Origin of the sequence: Erysipelatoclostridium sp. An173 (assembly GCF_963931465.1) — a bacterium.
Lineage (GTDB): Bacteria > Bacillota_I > Bacilli_A > Erysipelotrichales > Coprobacillaceae > Thomasclavelia > Thomasclavelia merdavium.
Window position 1 is genome coordinate 1,103,390 of record NZ_OZ007017.1, and the last position, 25,281, is coordinate 1,128,670.

Sequence of the window (25,281 nt, forward strand, 5' to 3'; positions counted from 1 at the left end):
ATAATTATTCCTACCTTTCTTGATAATTGTATTGATATATATTGTTATATAATTATTGATGTTTTACATAGTTAGTCTAATCTAACTATATTATTATATTATCGTTGATAGTTATTTTTGTCAAATGATATGATCAAACTATTGCTTATAAAATATGAATCAAATTTTGAAAAAACTTTTTAATTAACATTAATTATGTTATATTAATATTATGTAAGCGGTTATAAGAGGTAGGTATTATGGATAGTAGAAAAAGTTTAAACATTAAGTACATGGCTAGCCAAATTTTTTATTTTGGTGCTTTTGCAGCCATGATGGGCTATGCATCAGTTTATTTGTTGTATAAGGGATTTTCCAATTCTACAATTGGTATTATTTTATCATTATGTAGTATTTTAGCGGTTTTCATGCAACCGGCATTAGCTTCATTTGCCGATAATCATAAAAATATTGAAATCCGTAAAATTATTAATACGATAGTTGCAATTGCGATTATTTTATCAGTTGCCCTATTAGTAATTCCCACAAATCAAACTTTAATTTTTATTTTAATTGTGGCAATTTTTTCTTTAGAAACAACGATAATGCCATTAATCAATACTTTAGCATTTATTTTTGAAAAATATGGTATTCAAATTAATTTTGGTATTGCAAGAGGATTAGGGTCTGTAGCTTATGCTTTAACATCAATGGCATTAGGGTATATTGTTGAATGGTTTAGTCCTGATCTTTTACCAATTTGTTATGTCGTATTTAATGCACTATTATTTATAGTTGTTCATTTATTTGTTTTACCAAAAAATGCACAGATTGTTGATGCTGATGAAGAAAGTGAAACAGAAGCAGAAGTACAAGAAAATGTTAGTTTATTAAAATTTGCTAGCAAGTACAAAAAATTTATTGTTTTCTTATTAGGTTTTGTATTAGTTTATTTTGCTCATACAATTATTAATAATTTCTTTATTCAAATTATAACTAATGTTGGTGGTAATAGTAGTGATATGGGAAATGCGGTATTTTTAGCAGCGATGCTTGAATTACCAACTATGGCATATTTTACTAAGCTTAGTCAAAAAGTGAATTGTGGGACATTAATTAAAGCATCAATAGTGTTATTTTTAGCTAAACATGCTATTACATACCTAGCTACTAATATGGTTATGATTTATATTGCTCAAGTTTTACAAATGGGTGCTTATGCTTTATTTATTCCAGCATCAGTATATTATGTAAATTGTAAAGTTGATAATAAAGATATTGTTAAAGGGCAATCTTTTGTCACTACATCAATGACAATGTCTGGGGTTTTTGCTAATATCATTGGTGGTATCTTATTAGATGCTGTAGGTGTTAGTGAAGTATTATTGATAGGAGTTATTCTATCATTGATAGGAGCAGTAATTGTATTATTTACAGTTGAAAAAGTATAAAGGTAGTATTTAATCAGGTCGTTTACGACCTGATTATTGCTCAATGATAATTATTTTAAAAAGTAATAGTGGAGGTGATTTAAATGAAAGTAGTAGTGGCTATTGATTCGTTAAAAGGAAGTTTAAGTTCACTAGAAGCTGGAAATGCTATTAAACAAGGTATTAAACGAGTATATCAGGATGCTAAAATAATTGTTAAACCTCTAGCTGATGGAGGTGAGGGAACTGTTGAAGCATTAGTATCAGGAATGAACGGTAAAATAGAAACTGTTGTTGCAACTGGGCCATTAGGTGATAAAATAGAAAGTAGTTATGGAATTATTCCAGAAAAAAGATTAGCAATTATGGAAATGGCTAGTATTGCTGGGATTACTCTATTATCTTTAAAGCAGCGTAATCCTCTTTATACAACGACATATGGTTTAGGAGAAATGATCAAAGATGCAATATCTAAAGGCTGTAATAATTTTATTATTGGAATAGGTGGCAGTGCTACAAACGATGGCGGTATTGGGATGTTACAGGCTTTAGGGTTTGATTTGCTTGATAAAGATGGTAATCAAGTTCCTTTAGGAGCTCGCGGGTTAAAGGATTTAGTAAAGATAGATGATAAAAATGTTTTACCTGAATTAAAGAAGTGTCAATTTAAAATCGCTTGTGATGTAACCAATGTATTATGTGGTGAAAACGGCTGCAGTGTGGTTTTTGGCCCTCAAAAAGGTGCTACTAGCCAAATGATAAAAGATATGGATCAATGGTTATATAACTTTGCGAACCTTGCTAAGAAAAAATATCCTCATAGTGATGCTTTAGTTCCTGGTACTGGAGCAGCTGGTGGGTTAGGATTTGCTTTTTTAACCTTTGTTAAGGCCACCCTAGAGTCAGGTATTGATATTATTTTAGAAACAATTGATTTAAAATCTGATCTTAAAGACGTTGATGTTGTTGTTACAGGAGAGGGGTGTTTGGATCGACAAAGCGCAATGGGAAAAGCACCTGTTGGAGTAGCTAAAATGGCTAAATTATATAATAAGCCAGTAATCGCTTTTGCTGGTAGTGTAACTAAAGAAGCTAAGCTTTGTAATCAAGAAGGAATAGATGCGTATTTTCCTATTATTCGTAATATTACAACTTTACAAGAGGCAATGGCTAAAGAGAATGCTAAAAATAATTTAACGGATACCGTTGAGCAGGTATTTAGATTATGGAAAATAAAACAGTAGGAGTAAATAAAATGATTAAAGCAATATTTTTTGATATTGATGGAACTTTAGTGAGTTTTAAAACTCATCAAGTTCCTGATTCAACAATCGAAGCATTAAAACAATTAAAGAAAAAAGGAATTAAAATTTTTATTGCAACCGGTCGTGGAAAAGATGGCTTGAAAGTATTAGATGAGATTGAATTTGATGGTTATATTACCTTAAATGGTCAGTATTGTTATGATAAAGACCGAATTATTTATCAAAATACCATTGATCCTCATGATTTACAAAACCTAGTTAATTATTTAGACAATCATCAGGTTCCTTGTGGATTTACTGAAGAACACGACAAGTATTATAATTATCGTGATTGGCGGGTTGATGAAATTCATCGGATTACGCAAAATGACGGCCAGCCAGCTAAAGATTGTAGCCAGGTTTGTACTAGAAAGATATATCAATGTCAATGTTTTGTTGATGAAGCAGAAGAAAAAGAGTTATTGAAATTAATGCCAAATTGTATCTCTGCACGCTGGCATCCAATGTTTTGTGATATTTCACCTAAAGGCGGTACAAAACAAAATGGTATTGATAAGTTTTTAGAATACTATCATTTACAGTTGAGTGAAACAATGGCTTTTGGTGATGGTGGTAATGATATTCCAATGTTGAATCATGTGAATTTAGCTGTGGCAATGGGTAATGGTAATGAAGAAGTTAAAAAAGCAGCTGATTATGTTACTGATGAAGTTGATTTAGATGGAGTTGTTAAGGCATTAAAGCATTTTAATTTACTATAAAAGGTATCTTTATGGATGAAAATTATAAAATCAAAAAAACTAAATATTGTAAAATAGTCAATTATCTATGTATCATAATTTTAACTGTAACATTTGTTTTTTTAATGATACAATATCTTTTGTTACCTGATAAAATTCCAATGCACTATAATTTTAATGGCGAAGTTGATCGTTATGGTAATAAATGGGAGATATGGATTGCTTATATAGCTGGTATAATTTTATATTTTGGTTTATCTGTAATTGAACGTAAACCACAATATTTGAATACTGGAATAACAATAACTGAAAAAAATAAGCAAAGAATATATCAATTATTATATAATATGTTAATAACTATAAAATTACAGGTTGTTTCATTATTTATGATTATGAGTGTTTTTTCATCTTTACAGATAGGTAATTTTAGTATTAATTTGTTAATTCTAGGGGTTATTGTTATTACAATGATTTTATATTTTTATAAAATATTTAAAGCAAAATAGAGGGCTGATGCCCTTTTTAAATTATTATTGACTTAAACTGTACTTTATCTATTACAATAAAAATGAGGTGAATGATATGCTATATCGAAAATTAGGAAGAACTAATATCATGGTTAGTGAGATTGCTTTAGGGTGTGAAGGATTAGCTAAAAAAAGTGATCAGGAAGTTAAAGAATTTGTTGATCAGGCAATGGAGCAAGGAATAAATTTTATTGATTTTTATTCTCCTAATCCGGATATGCGAACTAAGTTTGGAAAAGCGATTGCTAATAATCGTGATAAATGGATCATTGAAGGACATTTATGTTCTTATTGGAAAAATGATCAATATTTAAGAACACGTAAAATTGATGAAGTAAAAGCTGGTTTTGAAGATATGTTACAACGTTTTCAAACTGATTATATCGATATTGGTATGATACACTATATTGATCAGCAAAAAGATTTTGAAACAGTATTTAATGGTCCTATTATTAAATACGCTTTAGAATTAAAAGAAAAGGGAGTTATTAGACATATTGGAATTAGTTCTCATAACCCATTAATAGCTATTGAAGCAGTAAAAACAGGATTGGTAGATGTTATTTTATTTTCTATTAATCCTTGTTATGATTTGTTGCCACCATCTGAAAATGTTAATGATTTATGGGATGATGAAAAATATAAACAGCCATTATTCAATATTGATCCAGTACGTCAGAATTTATACGAATTATGCCAAAAAGAAGGAGTGGCAATTACCGTAATGAAAGCTTTTGGTGGCGGAGATTTATTAGATGAAAAACTATCACCGTTTAAAGTAGCTTTGACACCATTACAATGTATTCATTATTGTTTAACTCGTCCTGGTGTAGTTTCAGTTATGGCTGGCTGTCATAATTGTGAAGAATTGATGACTAATCTTGCCTATGAAAGTGCTGATACAAAAGATAAAGACTTTGCAGAGGTTTTAGCTAACGTCCCTAAACATTCTTTTAAAGGAAACTGTGTTTATTGCGGTCATTGTGCACCATGTGTAAAAGGAATTAATGTAGCTGAGGTAAATAAATATACTGATTTATGTAAAGCACAAAATGAAGTACCAGAGACTGTTAGGGAACACTATAAGGCTTTAAAACATCATGCTAGTGAATGTATTGCTTGTGGTCTTTGTGAAAAGAATTGTCCATTTGAAGTAGAAATAATAAAAAAGATGCAAGAAGCAGTAAAAATATTTGGCTATTAGGAGGGTAAAATGATAGAAAAATTTGAAGTATTAATTACACCATTTTCTTTAAAACGAATGATTCATGTTTATTTACCAGATGATTATTATAATCATCAAGAAAGTTATCCGGTTATGTATATGTTTGATGGTCATAATTTGTTTAATGATCAAGATGCTACTTATGGTAAATCATGGGGATTAAAGGATTTTATGGATAGTTACGATAAAAAAATGATTATTGTTGGTATTGAATGTAATCATGAAGGGAATCAGCGTTTAAGTGAATATTGTCCTTATGATTTAGAAAATAGTTTTTTTGGGCCGGTTAGAGGTCAAGGAAAACAATTGATGGATTGGGTAGTGAATGAATTCAAACCAATGATAGATAATAAATATCGAACAATTCCTTTTAGAGAGTGTACTGGTGTAGCTGGTAGTTCTATGGGCGGTTTGATGGCTTTATATACAGTTATCAAATATAATCAATATTTTTCTAAAGCAGCATGTATATCACCAGCTATTTCAATTTGCCAAGAACAACTACAAAATGAATTTAGACAAGCTGATATTAGTAGTGATACTCGAGTATATTTTAGTTTTGGAACCCGGGAAGTTCGGGGAAAATCAGGATTTAACTGGATGTTAAAAAATATTAGCTGGTTTAACGATGAAATAGTAAAATTGCATGGTTATAGTTATATTAATGTAGTAAAAAACGGACGTCATAATGAAGCTTCATGGGAGAAAGAAAATCCAGTATATTTTGATTTTTTATGGAAATAGGCTGTTATTTCTAAATGGGAAAAAATTAGTCGTTATTTAGAAATTACGATACAATGATAGTAAATTAAAATAAGCGAGGTTTTGATTATGATAAAAATGATTGTATCGGATATGGATGGAACACTTTTATTAACAGATGCTTCAATTAGTAAAGAAAATTTAGAAGCTATTAAATATGCTCAAAGTAAAGGGGTAAATTTTACAATTGCCACTGGACGAGATTATTTTGGTATAAAAGGAATCATGGATCGTTATGGTTTACATTGTTCATGTATTTTAGGAAATGGAGCTCAGTTTTGTGATGAAACAGGAAAAATCTTGTCTAGCTGTTATTTTCCTAAAGAAAGATTTAAAGAGGTTTTAAAGATTTTTGATGATTTAAATACTTATTATATGATTTTTACAACGGCTGGTTTTTATACAACTAAAAAACCAGAAATAGTTCGTGATGCTTTTATTGATCGTTGTATTCAGCGTTTTAATCGGAAAAAAGAAGAATATTTTAATGGGGTACAACAAGATATGCCTTGTATGCATTTAAAAGAAATCAAGGATGTTGATGAGTTTTTAAAACAAGACATTGATATTATTAAAGTAGAAGCATTTAATACTAATACAGCCTTAATTTCTAAAGCTAAAGAAAAATTGGCTGCTCTTTCAGGAATCGCTTATTTATCTTCTTTTGATGACAATGTCGAAGTGACTGATAAAAAAGCGCAAAAAGGGCTTATTTTAGAACAGGTTGTTGCTAAGATGAATATTTCTAAAGATGAAGTTATGGTTTTAGGTGATGGACTAAATGATATTACAATGTTTGAACGTTTTAAATATTCATTTGCACCTGAAAATGCAGATTCTACAATTAAAGAAATGGCTTATCAGGTAGTAAAGAGCTGTGAAAATAATGGCGTAGCTCAAGCAATCTATACAATGGTTTAAAGATTTATATGAAAATAGTAATTACACCAGCTAAAAAAATGACAAATGATGCTTCTTTTTTAGAAGTTGAAAGCTTACCGGTTTATCTTGAAACAACAGAGAAAATATTAAATCATTTAAAAACTTTAACAATATCGGAGATTAAAAAAATGCTTGGCTGTAGTGATAGAATTGCTAAAGAAGCATATGATAATTATCAGTCAATGGATCTTCGAAATAACCTTACTTGTGCTATTTTAGCTTATCAAGGAATCCAATATGATTATATGGCTAGTCATGTTATGAGTTATGATGACTTTGCTTTTTTACAACAGCATTTAGTTATTTTATCCGGTTTTTATGGTATTTTAAGACCACTAGATGGTGTTGTTAGTTATCGCCTGGAAATGAATAATGCATTTAAAATGGCTGGTTATTCAAGTTTATACCAGGTGTGGGGTGATAAAATTTACCAAGAATTAATAAAAGATGATCATGAAATTCTTGATTTAGGAGCTAATCAGTATGCTCGAGTTATCAAAAAATATTTATCTAAACCAGTAAAATACGTTAAATGTTATTTCAAAGAAGAAATAGATGGTCAGTTAAAAGAAATCGGGGTATATGTAAAAATGGCTCGTGGTGCGATGACTAGATACATAGTTAAAAATCGAATCACAACGTATGAGGGTGTAAAATTATTTAATGATTTAAATTATCAATATCAAGAAGATTTATCTTCTAGTGAGGCATTTGTATTTGTTAGAAAGAGTGAAAAGTTTTGATTTTATCTTGACAATGATAAGATATTTGATAAAATACTAATTGCGGCTATCCCTAGGATATACGAGGACTCGACGTATAGCTTGGAGTTAGCTAAGTTAAAAAATAGGAGGATAAAAAATGTTAACAAAAGAAGAAAAAACAGCCGTTATGCAAAAATACGCTCGTAAAGAAGGAGATACAGGTTCTCCAGAAGTACAAATCGCTGTATTAACTGCAGACATTAACAAATTAAATGGTCACTTTAAACAACATCCAAAAGATAAACATTCAAATCGTGGATTATTGAAAAAAGTTGGTCGTAGAAGAGATTTATTAAAATATTTAAAAAATAAAGATATCGAAAGATATTCAGCTTTATGCGATAGCTTAGGATTAAGAAAATAAGCTATAAGTTTATATTAATAATAAAGATGATGGCTAGCCATCATCTTTTTCTATTTGATTCAAATATCCTAAAAATAACCAGAATAAAGTAGCAGATAAACTGTAAGTATAAAAAACACCATAATCAAACAAACTACCGATAAATTCACTTACAACAATTAAAGTAAATAATAAGATCATCAAATAAGTATTAAAACTTTTATTAGAAAATAATTTCAAAAGCGATTTAATAGTTTTAAATAAAAAAATTAAAAATATGGTTGCTCCGATAATACCAGTAGTAACTAATGTCTCTACAAATATATTATGACTATGAACTACTTGAATTTGTTTAACTACTGTACCACTTGTTTCATGTGTACCAATTGTTTGAAAATTTCCGGCTCCAATACCAATAATCGGACTAGTTTGCCATACTTGATAAGAAGTTTTTAATAACTCGATTCTACCACTACTTACTTGATCGATAAGTTTTAAAGCTGGCTGTACGTCACCTTTTAACAATAAATCTATTGATGTAAACACTTCTTCAATTTGAAATCTACTATTTTCTTGCTGTTTATTAACAATAGATGAAGTTATATTAGTTGTTACGATAGTTCCTAAAAAAATTCCAATGCAAATTATAATTGATAAGCCATATCGTTTTATTTTAGAAAAGTTTTTATTTTTTATAAAATAAGCGTAGCATAAAGCCGTAATGATAATAGCGATGATGATCATTGCACTACGACATTTAGTTAAAATGATATAAATTACTTCAATGATAATATTGATCATATATAAACGAGAATATTTATTTTTATTTTTAATAGCTATCAAAGCTAATAAAATAGTAATTGCAGCTAAAAAAGCAGCTGGATTACAATTAAAATAAATACCAAAAAGACGATCATTGACCATTCCAATTGGCCAGCCATAGCGACTGCTAGAAAAATCGTATAAATACATTAATATTGAAATACCGCTTGCTAGTGCTGTTAAAATATTAACTAAAGGAACAATTATTTTTAATTCGTTTTTTATGTCGTTAATGGTAAAGTTTCTGGGGTTGTTATAAATTAAAGTAAAAATAATTAATTGCATTAAAGCTAATATAAATGATTTTTGATTACTATATTGATTTATTACTGTGGCAAATAGTAGTAAAAATCCATAGATTAGAATTAGTACAAATTTATGATCATGAAAATCAATTTCTTTTTTTATAAAATTGTAACAAATAATTGCAATACCCCAAAATAAAAATAAATAGCTTAATGGATTGATTGTAATATTAAAATATCCTAGTGCTAAAGTATTTGTAAAGATAAAAACAACGAATGCGATTTTGTAATTTTTTTGTGATAATAATAAGTCTTTCATGTAAGCCTCCTAAGCCATATTCTAGCAAAATAACCTTATAAATACTATCTTTTAATCGTATTTATGCATTAAAATTATTATTGCTTAAAATTTTTTTAATATACTGGAAATTAAATCAACTTTAAGTTATCATATTATTTAGCAGAATATTAAAGGTGGAAGGATTATGAAAGACGTTACATTAGTTATTATGGCGGCAGGTATTGGAAGCCGTTTTGGGGGCGGAATTAAACAATTAGCTCCTGTTGGACCAAATGGAGAAATTATCATGGATTATTCAATTTATGATGCTAAAGAAGCTGGTTTCAACAAAGTTGTTTTTGTAATTAGAAAGGATTTAGAAGCAGAGTTTGATAAGGTTATCGGTTCAAGAATTAAACAGGTAATCGATGTTGAATATGTTTTTCAAGAATTAGATCAAATTCCTAGTCAATATCAAGAAACATTTAAGCAAAGAACTAAACCATGGGGAACTGGTCAGGCAATTTTATGTTGTAAAGATGTTGTTAAAGAACCTTTTTTAGTAATCAATGCTGATGATTATTATGGTAAGGAAGCTTATCAAGTAGCTTATCAATATTTAACAAATCAAAGTGTTGATCAAGAAAAATTGCAGTTAGCAATGGTTAGCTTTGTTTTAAAAAATACTTTAAGTGACAATGGTGGTGTAACTCGAGGTATTTGTAAAATAGATGCTAATGGTTATTTAGAAGATATCAAAGAAACTCATAATATCGAAAAAGGTAATGGATGTGCTGTTGTAAAAGATAATGATTCAGTAACAGAAATTGATTTAGAAGTTCCAGTATCAATGAATATGTGGGCTTTAACACCAGAAATTTTCGAAATATTAGAAAGAGAATTTAATACGTTTTTAGCTAATTTAGATAAAGATGATTTAAAACAAGAATATTTATTACCAACAATAATTGGTTCATTACTTGATGATGGTGTAGTAGAAGTTAAAGTTCTTCAATCACATGACAATTGGTTTGGGGTTACTTATAAAGAAGATAAAGAAAGTGTTGTTAATAATATTCAAGAATTAATTAGAGATGGAGTTTATCCACAAAAATTATTTTAAAAAATAGCCCTGCTTAATATTAAGCAGGGACTTTTATTATTCTACTGTTACTGATTTGGCTAAATTTCGAGGTTTATCAACGTCACAGCCTTTTAATTTAGCGGCATAATAAGCAATTAATTGTAACGGAATCGCTACTAAAACAGCTTGTAAAATTGGATTTACATCTGGCATATAATAAGTTTCATCAACGTTTCCTACTTCTTGACCTTTAATAGTAAATAAGATTACTTTTGCTCCTCTAGCAATTGTTTCTTGAATATTACTTATTGTTTTTGCTGCAATTTGTGGTTGCGTTGCAACAGCAATTACAACACTACCATTTTCAATTAAAGCAATTGGGCCATGTTTTAATTCACCAGCAATATAAGCATCAGCGTGAATATAAGAAACCTCTTTTAATTTTAATGCTCCTTCAAGAACTGTTGCATAATCTAAATTTCGTCCAATGAAATAAGCATCGTGAAGTTCTTTTAAATAACCGGCATATTTTTCAAATAACGGTTCATCTTTTAAGATTTCTTCTAATTGTTCCGGTAATCTAGCGATACCTTTGATAATATCTTTATAAATTTCATTTTCTTTTCCCAAAGTCTGAGCAATATACATTGCTAATAATATTAAAACAATCACTTGAGTAGTATATGCTTTAGTACTAGCAACAGCGATTTCTGGACCGGCACAAGTATAAATAGTTGCATCGGCTTCACGAGAAATTGTTGAACCTAATACGTTTGCAATAGCAATAGTTGTACAGCCTTTTTCTTTAGCTAGTCTTAATGCTGCTAAAGTATCGGCAGTTTCACCAGACTGAGAAACAAAAATACATAAAGTTTTTTCATCTATAATTGGTTCACCATATCTAAATTCAGAAGCTGCCTGTGAAAAAGTTGGTATACCAGTTAAACGTTCTAAAATATTAGCTCCTGAAAGACAGGCATGATAGGCAGTTCCACAAGCAACAAAGTAAGTTTTGTTGAAAGTTGAAAAACGATCTTTAATTTCATCTAATTCTGGTAAGACGATTTGATCTTCATTTTCTACTCTGCCACGTAATGTTTCTTTAATTACATGAGGTTGTTCATGAATTTCTTTTAACATAAAAGTGTCATATCCGCCTTTTTGAGCTGCTTCGTTATCATAAGGAATATGCGTTGTTTCTTTTTGAATTTCATTTCCATTTGCATCATAGAAAATAATTTTACTTTTGCAAAGTTTGGCGATTTCATAATCTTTAATGAAATAAACATCTTTAGTGTAGTCTAATAATGCAGGAATGTCGCTAGCTGCAAAACTGGCATCACTATTGACGCCTAAAACAATTGGACTATCTTTTTTGGTAACGTAAACAACATCAGGTTCCAATGTTGAAACAATACAAAGAGCATAGCTTCCTTCGATTCGTTTGATAACTTTCTTTAATGCTTCAAGTAAGTCACCTTGATAATATGAATCTAAAAGATGAACAACAACTTCGCTATCAGTTTCGCTATGAAAATGATAACCTTTGGCTAATAATTCTTCTTTTAACTCACGATAATTTTCAATGATCCCATTGTGTACTAACGAAATAGTATTATCGTTGTTAGTATGGGGATGTGAGTTAAGGTTAGATGGGATACCATGAGTTGCCCAACGTGTATGACCAATTCCAACATGCCCTACAGGTGTATCTTGGTCAAGACGATCGACAAGATTTTGTAGTCTTCCTTTCGTTTTAATAGTGAAAAGTTTGTCTTTATCAACAAGGGTAACTCCAGCTGAATCGTAACCACGATATTCTAACTTAGAGAGTCCTTGTAATAAAAATGGTAAAGCTTCTTCTTTACCTGAGAATGCTGTAATTCCACACATAAAATTTCCTCCAAAATATTTAATTTTATTAGTTATTAATGGAGGATACCGAATGAATTTGTTTAACGATCGCTCATTATTTTTGTTCATTGTTTAGGTAGTATCATACCTCTAGACCATCCGCCGAATCTTTCGATAAGTCTAGTCCTCGTCAACTAAGATAACTTAGTCCTGGCGCTATTTGTTATTTGATCTCCTTAATAACTTGTTGCTATTATATAAAATTAAAAAATAAAAAGCAACCTATATTTATTATATGAAAATAAGATAAAAGTGTGACTAAAGAATAATATCAAATTTTTTATATTTATAAAAATAATTTTTAGTTATTTGAATAAATAAAAAAAATTCGTAAAAAATAAAAGTGATTTTAGTTTTTGTAAAGTATATGTTTAATAGGAGGAAGAAATATGAGTGTTCAAGAAAATCTATTAGAAATTAGTAAATCTTTAGAAAATCTAGAAGAAACTGGAATCTATGATGTTGAAAAGTATAGTTGTTCATTAAAACATTTAACTAATCAGCTAGAATACTTTTATTGTCATTTAGTTAAAGAAGGGGGACGGGATATTGATAATACATATTATCATCTTGCAAGTCGGCCAATGGTACATCAATTAGCGTATTTTAATATTGGCAGGGGCTTTCCAAAAGAATTAATGGATGGCCATTGGTGTTATGTTTTAAAGGATTTAGGTTATAAAATGCTGATAATTCCATGTACATCAATTAAGGGAAGTCAAGTTAATCCTGAATTTGAGATGGACATTGATGTTGTAATGGGTGGCAAGAAAACACAAAGTCGTTTACAATTAAGTGAAATTAGATGTGTTGATATGCAGCGGTTGGATTTAAGAAAACCATTTTGTGATGTTTTGACAAGTCATGATAAAATTATTAAATATGTTAAAGAGCATTTATTAAAATAAAAAAGGCCTGTTAATGGGTAATAAATTAAAATAAGTAAAAAAACAACATGGCACTTTAAAGTATTTATAACAAGAAATATTAGAAGGTATTATAGTTATTTATAAAAAATAAACATGTAGCTTTTGGCTACATGTTTGTTTATAAGTTTAATAGACGTTTTGTATCACGAGCGATAACTAATTCTTCATTAGTTGGGATAACGAAAACTTTAACTTTTGAATTAGGAGTACTAATTAAACGTTCTCCAGTACCGTTTACGTTAGCGTCTTCGTCAATTTCAACTCCTAAAGCTTCTTTTAATAAATCGCAAATACCGCTACGAGCAAAGTATGAATTTTCCCCAATTCCAGCAGTGAAGCAGATTGCATCAACACCACCTAAAGCGATGAAATAACGGCCAATATAAGCGATAACACGACGATAGAAGATATCGATTGCTAATTGAGCACGTTCGTTACCTTCCATTGCGGCATTTTGAACATCTCTAAAGTCACTAGATACACCTGAAATACCTAATAAACCAGATTCTTTATTAAGCATGTTAATAACTTCATGCATATCCATTCCTACTTCTTCAATTAAATAATCAATTACAGAAGGATCAACGTCACCGCTACGAGTTCCCATCATAATTCCTGCAAGTGGTGTAAATCCCATTGATGTATTGATAGATTTTCCATCTTTAACAGCAGATAAAGAACCACCAGCTCCTAAATGAGCAACGATGATCTTTGAATGTTCAGGATTACCTAACAAGTCAATAGCACGTTGTGATACGTAGAAGTGGCTAGTTCCATGAGCACCATATTTACGTACTTTATAATCAGTATAATATTTATATGGAATTGGATAAATATAACATCTTGGTTCTAGTGTTTGATGGAATGCAGTATCAAATACAGCTACCGCTCCAGCATTAGGAATTGCTTCTTTAAAAGCATAGTATCCTGTTAAGTGAGCTGGGTTGTGTAAAGGTGCTAATGATTTTAATTCATCAATTTTATTTACAACATCTTCATCAATAACTACTGAAGAATCAAAATATGCTCCCCCTTGAACAACGCGGTGTCCAACACCTTTAATTTCATTTAAGTCTTTTACAATTCCTTTTTCAACCAAAGTATCTAATAATAGTTGAACTGCAACTTTATGATCTTTGATATTTTGTGTAGTAACACTTTTTTCTCCTTGGTATTTGATAGTAAATATTGAATCTTCTAATCCGATTCTTTCAATTACTCCTGATGTAATTACAGATTCATCATCCATTTCAAATAATTGAAACTTTAAAGATGAACTACCTGCATTTACAGATATAATTTTTGCCATTTTTAAGCCTCCTTAGTCTATCGTCATTATATCATCATTTTCTCAAATTTCTAGATAAAAGCAAGAGTTTATTAATTTTCTTTTTATTAAAGTATTAAAATGTAAAAAGGAAATAATACTTCAATTATTATTTTTCTTGCTATTTCGATTAAATAAACTATAATAGTATACGAGCCAGGGGCGCGTTATGCTGAGAAAGGTGAAAACCTTGTCCCTTATCATCTGAACTGGGTAATGCCAGCGTAGAGAGAGCAAAATTTTAACTATTTGCTTTTTTACGCTTGTAAAAAAGCATTTTTTAATTTTGTTGGCTCTTTTGTAAAGAAAGGGGAACAAACATGAAAAAAAGTAAATTTGAAATTAACACCAAAACAATGGCGTATATGGCAATTTTTGCGGCGCTACAAATCGTGTTAGAGTATCTAACACAATTTACACCACAAATGCCTCGAGGAGGAAATGTTGCATTTTCACTTGTTGCATTGATGTTATGTAGTTATTTAATGGGACCTATTTATGGATTAGTGGTATCACTAGTTTGTGTGGGATTACATTTTGTTTTGGGATTAGCAACATTTTATGGAGCTTTATCAGTAATCTTTGATTATTTATTACCAATGGCAATTGTGGGAGTGGTAGGAATTATTCCATTAGTCAAAGTAAACAAGGTAGAGATTCCTATTGGAATAATAATTGTAATGGTTTTAAAAACAATCAGTCATTTAATTGCTGGCTGGTATGCTTTTGCAACACCATTACCTGCTAATTTAAGTTATAATTTACCATATAATATTGCAACAATGGTTGCTTGCTTTATATTATTTATGATTTTATATCCAAGATTAAAGCGAGTTATTCGTATTTAGGTATCAGAAATCTGATACCTTTTTCTTTTGACTTTAAAAAGTAAGATATTTTGTGTATAATGTTAATGTTATAAAAGCGAGGTAGAAAATGATGTCAGATTCTCTGATAGGAAAGAAAGTATTAATTCATTGTTATAAGCATAATGGAACGATTCATCGCTGTTGGTCAAAAGGATTTATTTTGGATGAAAATGATGATCATTTTATTTCCATAAACAACCGTACTTTAGTAACTGAAGCAGATGGCCGGATGTGGCATACAAGAGAACCGGCTATCTGTTATTTTCCTAAGAAAAAATGGTATAATGTAATTTGTATGATTCGTAAAACAGGTGTTTATTATTATTGTAATATTGCTTCTCCAACTCTATATGATGGTGAGGCTTTGAAATATATTGATTATGATTTGGATTTAAAAGTTTTTCCTGATGGTAATTATCGTATTTTAGATGAGGAAGAATATAAACAACATGCAAGAGCAATGAATTATTCTAAAGAATTAGATCAAATATTAAAAAAACAATTGCAAATATTAATCGATTTAGCGATTAAAAAAGAAGGGCCATTTAGTGAAGATTTCACTAAGCATTGGTACCATGTCTATGAAGATTTGACGCAAGGATAGGAGAATAAAATGGAAAAAACAATATTTGTTGAAAATCTAGAAGCTACATTATCATTAGGAAAAAAATTAGGCGAATTATTACAGCCAGGAATGTTAATTACTTTAGATGGTGATTTAGGTGCTGGTAAGACTACTTTTACTAAAGGGATTGGTCAGGGATTACAAATAAAAAGAGTTATTAACAGTCCAACTTTTACAATTCTAAAACAATATCGAGGAAGACTACAGTTATCACATTTTGATGCTTATCGTTTAGAAGGGCAGGATAATGATTTAGGTTTTGAAGAAATTTTTGATAGTGATGATGTTTGTGTAGTTGAATGGCCTGAATTTATTAGTGATATATTACCTGAAAAACGGCTAGAAATTCAAATTAATAAAATTGATGAAAACGCACGTAAATTCGTTTTAAAAGCAATTGGTAAAGAGTATGTACAGTTATTGGAGGCGTTGGGATGAAAACAGTAGTGATGGATACATCAAATACATATTTAGTAATTGGACTTTATCAAGATGGTAAAGCATTGCAAAAATATCAAGAAGCAGGAAATAGACGCCAGTCTGAAGATGCTTTGGTTCGTTTGGAAGAAATATTAAAAAAACAACAATGGGAATTATTGGATGTCGATGAATTAGTTATTACAATTGGACCAGGATCATATACAGGTCAAAGGGTTGCTTTAACAATTGCTAAAACATTAGCAGCTATTTCTAAAGTTAAAATTAAAGCTGTTTCTTCATTGCATAGTTATGCCGGAAATCATAAGGCAATTAGTGTTATTGATGCTCGAAGTAAAAAAATTTTTGTCGGGGTATATAATGATAATCATGCTGTAATAGATGATCAAATAATGTTAATTGAAGATTTTCCAGCTTTAAAGAAGCAGTATCCTGATTATGAAGTAGTGGGTGATTGTCAGCTTGTAGAATGTCCTGAACATGAGGTGGATTTGTGTCAAAACATTTATCAAGCTAGTTTAAGTGTTGATTATTGTCAGGATGTTGATAATTTAGTTCCCCAATATTTAAAGGATGTTGAGGCTAAAAAAATATGTTAATTCGAAAAATGGAATTAGAAGATATCGATGCAGTAGTTGCCATGGAACATGAACTATTTACTTCACCCTGGAGTAAAGAGGATCTTGTTTATGAAATTACAAAAAATGCATTTTCAACAATTTTAGTTTTAGAAATAGAAAAAGAAATTGTTGGTTATATTGGAATGTGGAATTTAGGAGATCAAACTCAAATAACTACATTAGGTGTTGCTAAAAAACATCAAGGACATGGATATTCTAAGGTGTTAATGAATAAATGTATCGAAATCAGTAGTTATTTAGGGTATGATAATATTAATTTAGAGGTACGAGTATCAAATCAGCGAGCAATTAATTTATACCAGAGTTGTGGTTTTAAAATCGTAGCTGTTAGAAAAGATTATTATCAAGATACTCATGAAGATGCCTATTTAATGATTAAAGAAATGGAGGAGAAATCATGTCATTAATTCTAGCAATAGAGTCTAGTTGTGATGAAATGGCAATGGCCGTACTTAAAGACAAACGTGATTTTTTAGCGAGTGTAATTGCCTCACAAATTGATGTCCATGCTCTTTATGGTGGGGTTGTTCCAGAAATTGCCAGTCGTAAACATGTTGAATGTGTATCACTTGTTTTAAAAGAGACATTAAAAAAAGCTAACGTTTCTATTGAAGAAATTGATGCTATTGCAGTAACTAAAGGACCAGGATTAGTTGGTTCATTGCATATTGGTCTTCAAGCAGCTAAGACTATTGCAATGGCTTATCATAAACCTTTAATTGGTGTTCATCATATTGCCGGACATATTTATGCTAATAATTATAACCAGGATATCGAATATCCAAGTTTATGTTTAGTAGTTAGTGGTGGTCATAGTGAACTAGTATTATTAAAAGCACCATTTGAATTTGAAGTAATTGGGGAAACTTTAGATGATGCCGTTGGAGAAGCTTATGATAAAGTAGGACGCGTTTTAAATTTACCATATCCAGGTGGACCAGTTTTGGATAAAATGGCTTCTTTAGGAAATAATACGTATGATTTACCAGTACCATTAGATGATGATAGTTATAATTTTAGTTTTAGTGGGTTAAAATCAGCTGTTATTAATTTGAATCATAAAGCTTATTTACGCCATGAAGAAATAAATAAAAATGATTTAGCAGCATCTTTTCAAAATGTAGTAATTACATCACTAGTTAATAAAACAATAAAAGCAGCTAAAGCTTATAATGTAAAACAAGTCATGATGGCTGGTGGTGTTAGTGCTAATCGCGGGCTTCGTAATGCTATGAATGAAGCAGTAAGTAAATTGGATAATGTTGAGTTGTTATTACCACCGATGAGCTGTTGTACTGACAATGCTATGATGATTGCATTAGCCGCTAAAGAAATGTATGATTTACAAATATTTAGTGATTTATCACTAGGAATTAAACCTAATATTGACTTGCAGCAAGAGTCAGTTAGTGAGGTAAAGCATAATGGATAAAAAGATTTCAAATGCAACGATGTCACGATATCCAATTTATTTAAAAGCGCTAAGAAAGATGCAACACGAAGGCAAAGAAAACTGTTTATCTAGCGAGCTATCAAGTTTGACTGGAATTCAAGATACTACTATTCGTAGAGATTTTACTTATTTATCTAAAACTTGTAATTTTGGTCAACGGGGCAAAGGTTATGATGTTAAACATCTTATTGATGGATTAAGTGAAGTGTTAGGTTTAGGTTTAGATGAATCTATTATTATTATTGGCGTTGGTAATTTAGGAAGTGCTATTTTAAAATATAATCGCTGGCAATATACGGTAGGAAAAATTGTTTGTGGTTATGATCAAGATAAAAATAAAGAGGGAGAACGCTTTGGCGTTAAAATATATAATATCGATGATTTAGAAAAGACTTTTCCAGAAGGTTGTAAAATTGCAATCTTAGCTATTTCGGAAAATGTTCAATCAACTGTTGATCGATTAATGAAATTAGGAATCAAAGGAATTGTTGATTTTACTCATACGCATTTTACAGTTGATCAGGGAGTTGAGGTACAGCAGGTTGATGTAGTTGTAGCAATCCAGGAATTAGTAATTAAAATGGACTCTCATCGCAAGTAGTACTTGATAAATCAATAAATTAAATTATAATGATACAAATAGGAGGATTAATATGTTTGAATTTATTACAATAAGAGAATTGTATGAGATGTTTTTAAGCAATCAAGTTATGGATTTAGAAGGCTATGAATATGTTGAACTTGAAGGATGGGTTCGTACAAATCGTAACAATGGTAAACTTGGTTTTATTGCTTTAAACGATGGTACGTATTTTAAAAACTTACAAATCGTATATACTCAAGATCGTGTTGATAATTATGAAGAAGTTGAAAAAATTGCAACAGGAAGTGCAATTAGAGTAGTTGGTAAATTAAAATTAACACCAGAAGGAAAACAACCTTTTGAAGTAGAAGCTACTCAAGTGGAAGTAGAAGGAACATGTGATAATGATTATCCTTTACAAAAGAAACGTCATACATTTGAATATATGAGAGAAATTCCACATTTAAGACCACGTGCTAATAGTTTTTATGCTATCTTTAGATTACGTAGTGTTTTATCAATGGCTATTCATGAATTTTTCCAATCACAAGGATTTGTTTATGTTCATACACCAATAATTACAAGTAATGATGGTGAAGGTGCTGGAGAAATGTTTAGAGCAACAACTATTGATGATACTAATTTTGAAGATGATTTCTTTGGTAAAGAAGCTTTCTTAACAGTTACTGGTCAATTACATGTTGAAGCATTTGCTTTAGCTTTTAGAGATGTTTACACATTTGGACCAGCATTTAGAGCAGAAAACTCTAATACATCACGTCATGCAAGTGAATTCTGGATGATTGAACCAGAAATAGCTTTTGCGGATTTAGAAGACAATATGGATTTAATCGAAGATATGGTAAAATACTGTATCGATTATGTATTAGATAATGCACCAGCTGAAATGGAATTTTTTGCTAATATGATTGATAAAGATTGTATTAATCGTATTACTAAAGTAAGAAATAGTGATTTCAAACGAATGACATATACTCAAGCAATCGAAATTCTAGAAAAAGCTGATGTTAAATTTAAAAATAAAGTTTATTGGGGTATGGATTTAAATAGTGAACATGAACGCTATATTTGCGAACAAGTTGTTAAAGGACCAGTATTTTTAACAGATTATCCTAAAGAAATTAAAGCTTTCTATATGCGTTTAAATGATGATAATAAAACAGTAGCTGCATGTGATTTATTAGTACCTGGAATTGGTGAATTAGTAGGTGGTAGCCAACGTGAAGAACGCTATGATGTATTAGAAAAAATCATGGATGAAAAAGGTATGAATAAAGAAGGTTTACAATGGTATATGGATTTACGTCGTTATGGTGGATGTAAACATGCTGGATTTGGACTTGGGTTCGATCGCTTCTTAATGTATTTAACAGGAATGCAAAACATTCGTGATGTCGAACCATTCCCTAGAACGCCAAGAAATTTGAAATTTTAGAAAAAAAGCCTATTAAAATTATAGGCTTTTTTCTATAATATAAGATAAGGAGGCGATAAAGTGAATGAATATGATTTAATCAACGCCTATTTAAACTTGATTTTTGATAGTAGTCCTACATATTTTAATCGTTTATTAGATGGTTATCGTGGATTGTGTCAATTAAGAAAATGGATGCAAGAAAGAAACATTATATTAGATGCCATTGAAGAAATTAATTTTGACATGTTTATTGATTTTACTAAGGCAAGATCAATTGACCAGATAACAGAACGTTTTACCCCTGAACAATATCAACAAATAAAAGACTATGTGTTACAACAGCGAGATAAATATCAAATAGTAGTTTTAGCAAGTTTTGATTATAGTGAACCAATTAATGCTTATTTAACTTCTTTGCAAATTGTTGATGATTTAAGCAGTGAAAGAGTAAGTGTAATTAATTGTCATCGTTTATTAAATAAAGATGATTTGTCATTTTATGGACCATTTAAACATTTTGTTACTGCTCTTTATCAAATTGATCGCTGGCCTGGTTTTTTAATTTTCAAGGGAGATCAATGTGTTTTTACACCGGTGTATACTACTAAAGATATTGAGGAAATTATGTTTAAAATTGAGCATGATACAATTTTTTCAATTCGCTATTTAAGTCCTTATGATAGTTTTTTTGTCCAATTAAGTGATTTGCATTTAGGAAGTAAAAAGAAAAACTTAGGACGTATTGCTTTGGAAAAAAGTTTAGATGAAACTATACCAATGTTAAAATCATACTACCAGCTTAAGTTTTTAATTACAGGTGATTTAATGAATTCGCCTAATCGTAAAAACATGTATGAAGTAGATGATTTTATGAAAATGTTAAAAAATAAATATAAATCTGATGTATCTTTTATTTTAGGTAATCATGATGTTATTGTTCATGGTTTAAATATATTTAAACGTCAAAAAAGTAAAGTAATTGCTTTTTTACTTAGTGAAAAAATTAAAGTATTTGAAGATGAAAAAATAATTTTAATTAAAATTGATTCTACTGGTGAAGGAAATTTAGCTAGAGGAAAAGTTGGTCAAAAACAGCTTGATGCTATTGATGAAGAGTTAGCAGCTATTGAAGATATTAATAAATATACTCTTATTGCTATGTTGCATCATCATTTATTTCCAATTACACGCGATGATTTTTTGAAGCAAAGATGGCGTGAAAAGCTTTTTGTTGGGAAAATAATTGATAGTACTAAAGCTTTAGTTGATAGTAGAGAGTTAGTAAAATGGTTAAGAAAACATAATATTCAATATGTTTTACATGGTCATAAGCATTTGCCTTTTTTTACGTTCCAAGAGGGAATGTATGTCATTGCTGCTGGTTCGGCTTGTGGTAGTGGAGCTAAGGAATTTAAGAGTCGTTATTTAAGTTATAATATTTTAAAATATGATCATCGTTATAAACGTTTTAAATATTGTTTTATTATTTATGATGATATTACGTTACAAGATCGTCAAAGAATTATTATTAATTTATTTTAGGAGTAAAAGATGGATTTGATTGATAAAATAAATGATGAAAAAACTGGTGGGGCTTTATTATATTGTTTTACAAAAGGTTATGGTTCGGTACCAATGAATGTTTATAATATAGTTTTACCATTACTTACTAATGAGATTTTTCAAGAGGAATTAAAAAAAGAAACAGATTTTCAAAAATGTGTTAATGCTTGTATTCAAAAAGATAATGATATTGTAAAAAAGGTGACCGAAAAAATTAGTGAATATGAGGAGATGACAAGCCGTTTTTTAGCGATTTTATTACTAAATCATGAATTGGAATTTAAAATTGAAAATGGCATCATGAGTGGTAATTGTCGTGTGATTGAAAAATATGATTTAAAAATGCCATATATTTTAGGAAAAATGTTGCAAGGTAAAGAGTATGAGGAAATTATAATGATGTTAAAAGGTGATTTTAAAATTGTTTTTTTAGATCGTGAAACTTTAGGAAGTGATATTGATTGTAGTTGTTTAAATCAATATGGTAATGCGATTATTTATGAACAAACTGAAGTAGATGAAGTAAGCAAACGAATTGAAGATGCTAGTATCGTAATTACTAATAAACATATATTAGGCCCTGAGCAATTAAAAAATGCTACTAAATTAAAATTAATTTGTGTAACGGCAACAGGTGTTAATAATATTGATTTAGAATATTGTAAGTTAGCTAATATCGCTGTATGTAATGTAAAAGGATATTCAACTAATGCAGTTGCGCAGCATACTTTTGCTTTATTGCTAGATTTGTATAATAAAAATCACTATTATCATAATTATATTGCTTCTGGTAATTATGCTTCTAGTTCAATGTTTGCTCATTTAGGACATAGTTTTCATGAATTAGATAATAAAGTATGGGGAATTGTTGGTATGGGTGATATTGGTCGTAAAGTAGCTAATCTTGCTGAAGCTTTTGGTTGTCAAGTACAATATTATTCTACTAGTGGTCGTAATAATCAGGCGCAGTTTAAACGAGTTGATTTTGATACTTTATTGAAAACTAGTGATATAATTACAATTCATGCTCCTTTAAATAAACAAACTGAATATTTGTTTGATGAAGAAGCATTTGCGAAAATGAAAAATAGTGCTTATTTAATTAACGTTGGAAGAGGAAAGATTGTTAAGGAAACAGCATTAGTTGATGCTTTGAAAAATCATTTAATTGCTGGAGCTGGTTTAGATGTATTTGAAAACGAGCCAATTAAAGCTGATAGCAAACTTTTAGAAATTCAAGATCCAACTAGACTGTTAATGACTCCTCATATTGCTTGGGCACCTGTGGAAACACGTAATCGAGTTATTGAAGAAGTATGCTTAAATATTGAAAGTTTTAAAAAAGGTAGTTTTAGAAATAGATGTAATTAATTTTTGAGGTTAAAAATATGCAAAAAGTAATGATGCAATATTTCCAATGGTATTTACCTAATGATGGTAAACACTGGCAAAGACTTAAAGCTGAGGCGAAAAATTTAAAAGCTGCAGGATTTGATGCTCTTTGGTTGCCACCTGCTTATAAAGGACAAGGTGGTATTAATGATGTCGGCTATGGTGTTTATGATTTATATGATTTAGGTGAATTTGATCAAAAGGGAACTATTAGAACTAAATATGGAACTAAAGATGAATATTTAGAAGCTATAGCTCAACTCCATCGTTATCAAATTGAAGTTTATGGTGATATGGTTTTAAATCATCGGATGGGTGCTGATGGAACAGAATTAGTAACAGCTGTTGAAAATGATATGTTTGATCGTAATGAAGTGATTTCTGATAAAGAACAGATTGAAGCCTGGACTCGATTTGATTTTAAAGGCAGAAATGGTAAATATTCTAATTTCATTTGGAATGAAAGCTGTTTTGATGGTGTCGATTATGACGAAAGAAAAAAGCGCCATGCTATTTATGAATTCGATGGTGATAGCTGGGATCAGTTAGTAGATAATGAAAATGGTAATTATGATTATCTAATGGGAGCTGATGTTGATTTTAATAATCAGACTGTTGTTGATGAGTTAATTCGATTTGGTAAATGGTATCTTGATTTTACAAATGTTGATGGTTTTCGTTTAGATGCTGTCAAACATATCGATTTTACTTTTTTTACAAGATGGTTAAAAGAGCTTCGTAACTATAGTAATCGTGATTTGTTTGCTGTTGGTGAATATTGGCATGGTGATGTTAATAAATTATTACATTATTTAGAAGTATCTAATTATTGCATGTCATTATTTGATGTTACTTTGCATTTTAAATTTCATTATATTTCCAGTAGTAATGGAACTTTTGATATGGGATCTATTTTTGAAGATACTTTAGTTAAAAAAGCACCTGATTATGCAGTTACTTTTGTTGAAAACCACGATAGTCAACCAGGACAGTCATTACAAAGTTCAGTTGCTAACTGGTTTAAACCAATTGCTTATGCCTTGATTTTATTACGACAATATGGCTATCCTTGTGTATTTTATGGTGATTATTACGGAATACCAGAATATAACGTTGATTCGTTTAAAGATGTAATAGATAAAATGATAAAAGTTCGAAAAGAACTTATGTATGGTAAAGAACATAACTATTTTGATGATAATAATATTGTTGGCTGGAGTTATGAAGGTGATAGTCAACATTTAAATAGTGGATTTGCAGTTATTGTAAATGATGGACCAGGTGGTCAAAAGAAAATGTACGTTGGAAAAAATCATGCTAATGAAATATTTGTTGATTGTTTAAACAATGTATTGGAAGAAATAATTATTGATAAAGATGGTTTTGGTATATTTTTAGTTAATGGTGGTTCAGTATCTGTTTGGACAAAAAAAATTTAAAACCTTTTTATCGGTGTTTAATAGATGTTTTCTGTTTAATAAAAAACAAACTTTTATTTATAATATAGTTGTAAATAAAGGAGGAACTAAATATGAAATATGCAGTTTTAAATGGAAAACTAACACATGCTAATAAAGTTCCTAAAGGAACGATTGCTCGAGAATTTGGTTATTCGAATTATCCAGTAATCGCTTGTAAAGGAAAACATCGATCTTACTGGAAATATGTAAGTGTTAATAAAGCTAATTATGCTTAAAAATT

26 protein-coding genes and 1 riboswitch are annotated in these 25,281 nt (G+C 29.9%); of the genes, 23 read left to right on the plus strand and 3 right to left on the minus strand.

What is annotated here, in order from left to right:
* The first annotated feature begins 239 nt into the window (after positions 1-239).
* The 9 genes from ABGT36_RS05680 (at position 240) to rpsO (ending at position 7,998) form a co-directional block, all read left to right on the plus strand.
* On the plus strand, positions 240-1,430 hold the full coding sequence (locus ABGT36_RS05680) for an MFS transporter (RefSeq protein WP_346677163.1): 1,191 nt from the start codon (positions 240-242) through the stop codon (positions 1,428-1,430).
* Positions 1,431-1,513: 83 nt separating this feature from the next.
* Positions 1,514-2,653, plus strand: coding sequence for a glycerate kinase (locus tag ABGT36_RS05685; RefSeq protein ID WP_346677164.1), 1,140 nt, complete (start codon positions 1,514-1,516; stop codon positions 2,651-2,653).
* Positions 2,635-3,435: a Cof-type HAD-IIB family hydrolase gene (locus ABGT36_RS05690; protein WP_239404245.1), complete on the plus strand. Its 801-nt coding sequence runs from the start codon at positions 2,635-2,637 to the stop codon at positions 3,433-3,435. The genes ABGT36_RS05685 and ABGT36_RS05690 overlap by 19 nt, the downstream gene beginning before the upstream one ends.
* Before the next feature lie 11 nt (positions 3,436-3,446).
* Positions 3,447-3,920, plus strand: a complete 474-nt coding sequence (locus tag ABGT36_RS05695) for a DUF1648 domain-containing protein (RefSeq protein ID WP_346677167.1) — start codon at positions 3,447-3,449, stop codon at positions 3,918-3,920.
* 76 nt (positions 3,921-3,996) lie between these two features.
* On the plus strand, positions 3,997-5,145 hold the full coding sequence (locus ABGT36_RS05700; RefSeq protein ID WP_346677168.1) for an aldo/keto reductase: 1,149 nt from the start codon (positions 3,997-3,999) through the stop codon (positions 5,143-5,145).
* 9 nt (positions 5,146-5,154) lie between these two features.
* The gene (locus ABGT36_RS05705) at positions 5,155-5,910 is read left to right on the plus strand and encodes an alpha/beta hydrolase (protein WP_296882497.1); all 756 of its coding nucleotides are present in this window, start codon (positions 5,155-5,157) and stop codon (positions 5,908-5,910) included.
* A gap of 87 nt (positions 5,911-5,997) precedes the next feature.
* Positions 5,998-6,849, plus strand: coding sequence for a Cof-type HAD-IIB family hydrolase (locus ABGT36_RS05710; RefSeq protein WP_087302828.1), 852 nt, complete (start codon positions 5,998-6,000; stop codon positions 6,847-6,849).
* 8 nt (positions 6,850-6,857) lie between these two features.
* Positions 6,858-7,613 (plus strand): peroxide stress protein YaaA, encoded by a 756-nt coding sequence (gene yaaA / locus ABGT36_RS05715; protein WP_346677170.1) that lies wholly within the window; start codon positions 6,858-6,860, stop codon positions 7,611-7,613.
* A 118-nt stretch (positions 7,614-7,731) separates the two neighbouring features.
* Positions 7,732-7,998 carry a 30S ribosomal protein S15 gene (rpsO, locus tag ABGT36_RS05720; RefSeq protein WP_087302832.1) on the plus strand — a complete coding sequence of 89 codons (267 nt, stop codon included), beginning with the start codon at positions 7,732-7,734 and terminating at the stop codon, positions 7,996-7,998.
* Between the two features lie 33 nt (positions 7,999-8,031).
* On the opposite strand, the gene ABGT36_RS05725 is transcribed toward rpsO, so the two are convergent.
* A complete protein-coding gene (locus ABGT36_RS05725; protein ID WP_346677172.1) occupies positions 8,032-9,363 on the minus strand; it encodes an O-antigen ligase family protein in 1,332 nt (443 codons plus the stop codon).
* Positions 9,364-9,529: 166 nt separating this feature from the next.
* On the opposite strand from ABGT36_RS05725, the gene ABGT36_RS05730 reads away from it, so the two are divergent.
* Positions 9,530-10,447 (plus strand): sugar phosphate nucleotidyltransferase, encoded by a 918-nt coding sequence (locus ABGT36_RS05730; protein ID WP_346677173.1) that lies wholly within the window; start codon positions 9,530-9,532, stop codon positions 10,445-10,447.
* Positions 10,448-10,483: 36 nt separating this feature from the next.
* Here the strand turns inward: ABGT36_RS05730 and glmS are convergent, their stop codons facing one another.
* Positions 10,484-12,301: a glutamine--fructose-6-phosphate transaminase (isomerizing) gene (gene glmS / locus ABGT36_RS05735; RefSeq protein WP_087302837.1), complete on the minus strand. Its 1,818-nt coding sequence runs from the start codon at positions 12,299-12,301 to the stop codon at positions 10,484-10,486.
* A 410-nt stretch (positions 12,302-12,711) separates the two neighbouring features.
* Here glmS and ABGT36_RS05740 point away from each other — a divergent pair, with 410 nt between their 5' ends.
* On the plus strand, positions 12,712-13,230 hold the full coding sequence (locus tag ABGT36_RS05740; RefSeq protein ID WP_087302839.1) for a hypothetical protein: 519 nt from the start codon (positions 12,712-12,714) through the stop codon (positions 13,228-13,230).
* Positions 13,231-13,369: 139 nt separating this feature from the next.
* Here ABGT36_RS05740 and ABGT36_RS05745 read toward each other — a convergent pair whose 3' ends face one another.
* Positions 13,370-14,560, minus strand: a complete 1,191-nt coding sequence (locus ABGT36_RS05745) for an acetate/propionate family kinase (protein WP_087371994.1) — start codon at positions 14,558-14,560, stop codon at positions 13,370-13,372.
* A 166-nt stretch (positions 14,561-14,726) separates the two neighbouring features.
* Positions 14,727-14,827: riboswitch (TPP riboswitch) on the plus strand.
* Positions 14,828-14,898: 71 nt separating this feature from the next.
* Here ABGT36_RS05745 and ABGT36_RS05750 point away from each other — a divergent pair.
* The 12 genes from ABGT36_RS05750 (at position 14,899) to ABGT36_RS05805 (ending at position 25,276) form a co-directional block, all read left to right on the plus strand.
* Positions 14,899-15,426, plus strand: a complete 528-nt coding sequence (locus ABGT36_RS05750; RefSeq protein ID WP_300630013.1) for an ECF transporter S component — start codon at positions 14,899-14,901, stop codon at positions 15,424-15,426.
* A 91-nt stretch (positions 15,427-15,517) separates the two neighbouring features.
* Positions 15,518-16,051, plus strand: a complete 534-nt coding sequence (locus tag ABGT36_RS05755; protein WP_087303101.1) for a DUF402 domain-containing protein — start codon at positions 15,518-15,520, stop codon at positions 16,049-16,051.
* Between the two features lie 9 nt (positions 16,052-16,060).
* Positions 16,061-16,510 (plus strand): tRNA (adenosine(37)-N6)-threonylcarbamoyltransferase complex ATPase subunit type 1 TsaE, encoded by a 450-nt coding sequence (tsaE, locus tag ABGT36_RS05760; protein ID WP_087303102.1) that lies wholly within the window; start codon positions 16,061-16,063, stop codon positions 16,508-16,510.
* Positions 16,507-17,109 carry a tRNA (adenosine(37)-N6)-threonylcarbamoyltransferase complex dimerization subunit type 1 TsaB gene (gene tsaB, locus ABGT36_RS05765; protein ID WP_087371999.1) on the plus strand — a complete coding sequence of 201 codons (603 nt, stop codon included), beginning with the start codon at positions 16,507-16,509 and terminating at the stop codon, positions 17,107-17,109. The genes tsaE and tsaB overlap by 4 nt, the downstream gene beginning before the upstream one ends.
* Positions 17,103-17,558 (plus strand): ribosomal protein S18-alanine N-acetyltransferase, encoded by a 456-nt coding sequence (gene rimI / locus ABGT36_RS05770; protein ID WP_087372002.1) that lies wholly within the window; start codon positions 17,103-17,105, stop codon positions 17,556-17,558. Before tsaB ends, rimI begins: the two co-directional genes overlap by 7 nt.
* Positions 17,549-18,583, plus strand: coding sequence for a tRNA (adenosine(37)-N6)-threonylcarbamoyltransferase complex transferase subunit TsaD (gene tsaD / locus ABGT36_RS05775; protein WP_087303108.1), 1,035 nt, complete (start codon positions 17,549-17,551; stop codon positions 18,581-18,583). The genes rimI and tsaD overlap by 10 nt, the downstream gene beginning before the upstream one ends.
* Positions 18,576-19,205, plus strand: coding sequence for a redox-sensing transcriptional repressor Rex (locus ABGT36_RS05780; protein WP_087303110.1), 630 nt, complete (start codon positions 18,576-18,578; stop codon positions 19,203-19,205). Before tsaD ends, ABGT36_RS05780 begins: the two co-directional genes overlap by 8 nt.
* 52 nt (positions 19,206-19,257) lie before the next feature.
* Entirely contained in the window at positions 19,258-20,643 is a 1,386-nt protein-coding gene (asnS, locus tag ABGT36_RS05785; RefSeq protein ID WP_087303112.1) for an asparagine--tRNA ligase, read from the plus strand.
* Between the two features lie 60 nt (positions 20,644-20,703).
* A complete protein-coding gene (locus tag ABGT36_RS05790; RefSeq protein WP_300630022.1) occupies positions 20,704-22,167 on the plus strand; it encodes a metallophosphoesterase in 1,464 nt (487 codons plus the stop codon).
* A 9-nt stretch (positions 22,168-22,176) separates the two neighbouring features.
* The gene (locus ABGT36_RS05795; protein ID WP_346677175.1) at positions 22,177-23,559 is read left to right on the plus strand and encodes a D-2-hydroxyacid dehydrogenase; all 1,383 of its coding nucleotides are present in this window, start codon (positions 22,177-22,179) and stop codon (positions 23,557-23,559) included.
* Positions 23,560-23,576: 17 nt separating this feature from the next.
* Positions 23,577-25,019, plus strand: coding sequence for an alpha-amylase (locus ABGT36_RS05800; RefSeq protein ID WP_296882475.1), 1,443 nt, complete (start codon positions 23,577-23,579; stop codon positions 25,017-25,019).
* 92 nt (positions 25,020-25,111) lie between these two features.
* A complete protein-coding gene (locus tag ABGT36_RS05805) occupies positions 25,112-25,276 on the plus strand; it encodes a hypothetical protein (RefSeq protein WP_204215218.1) in 165 nt (54 codons plus the stop codon).
* Positions 25,277-25,281: the final 5 nt, after the last annotated feature.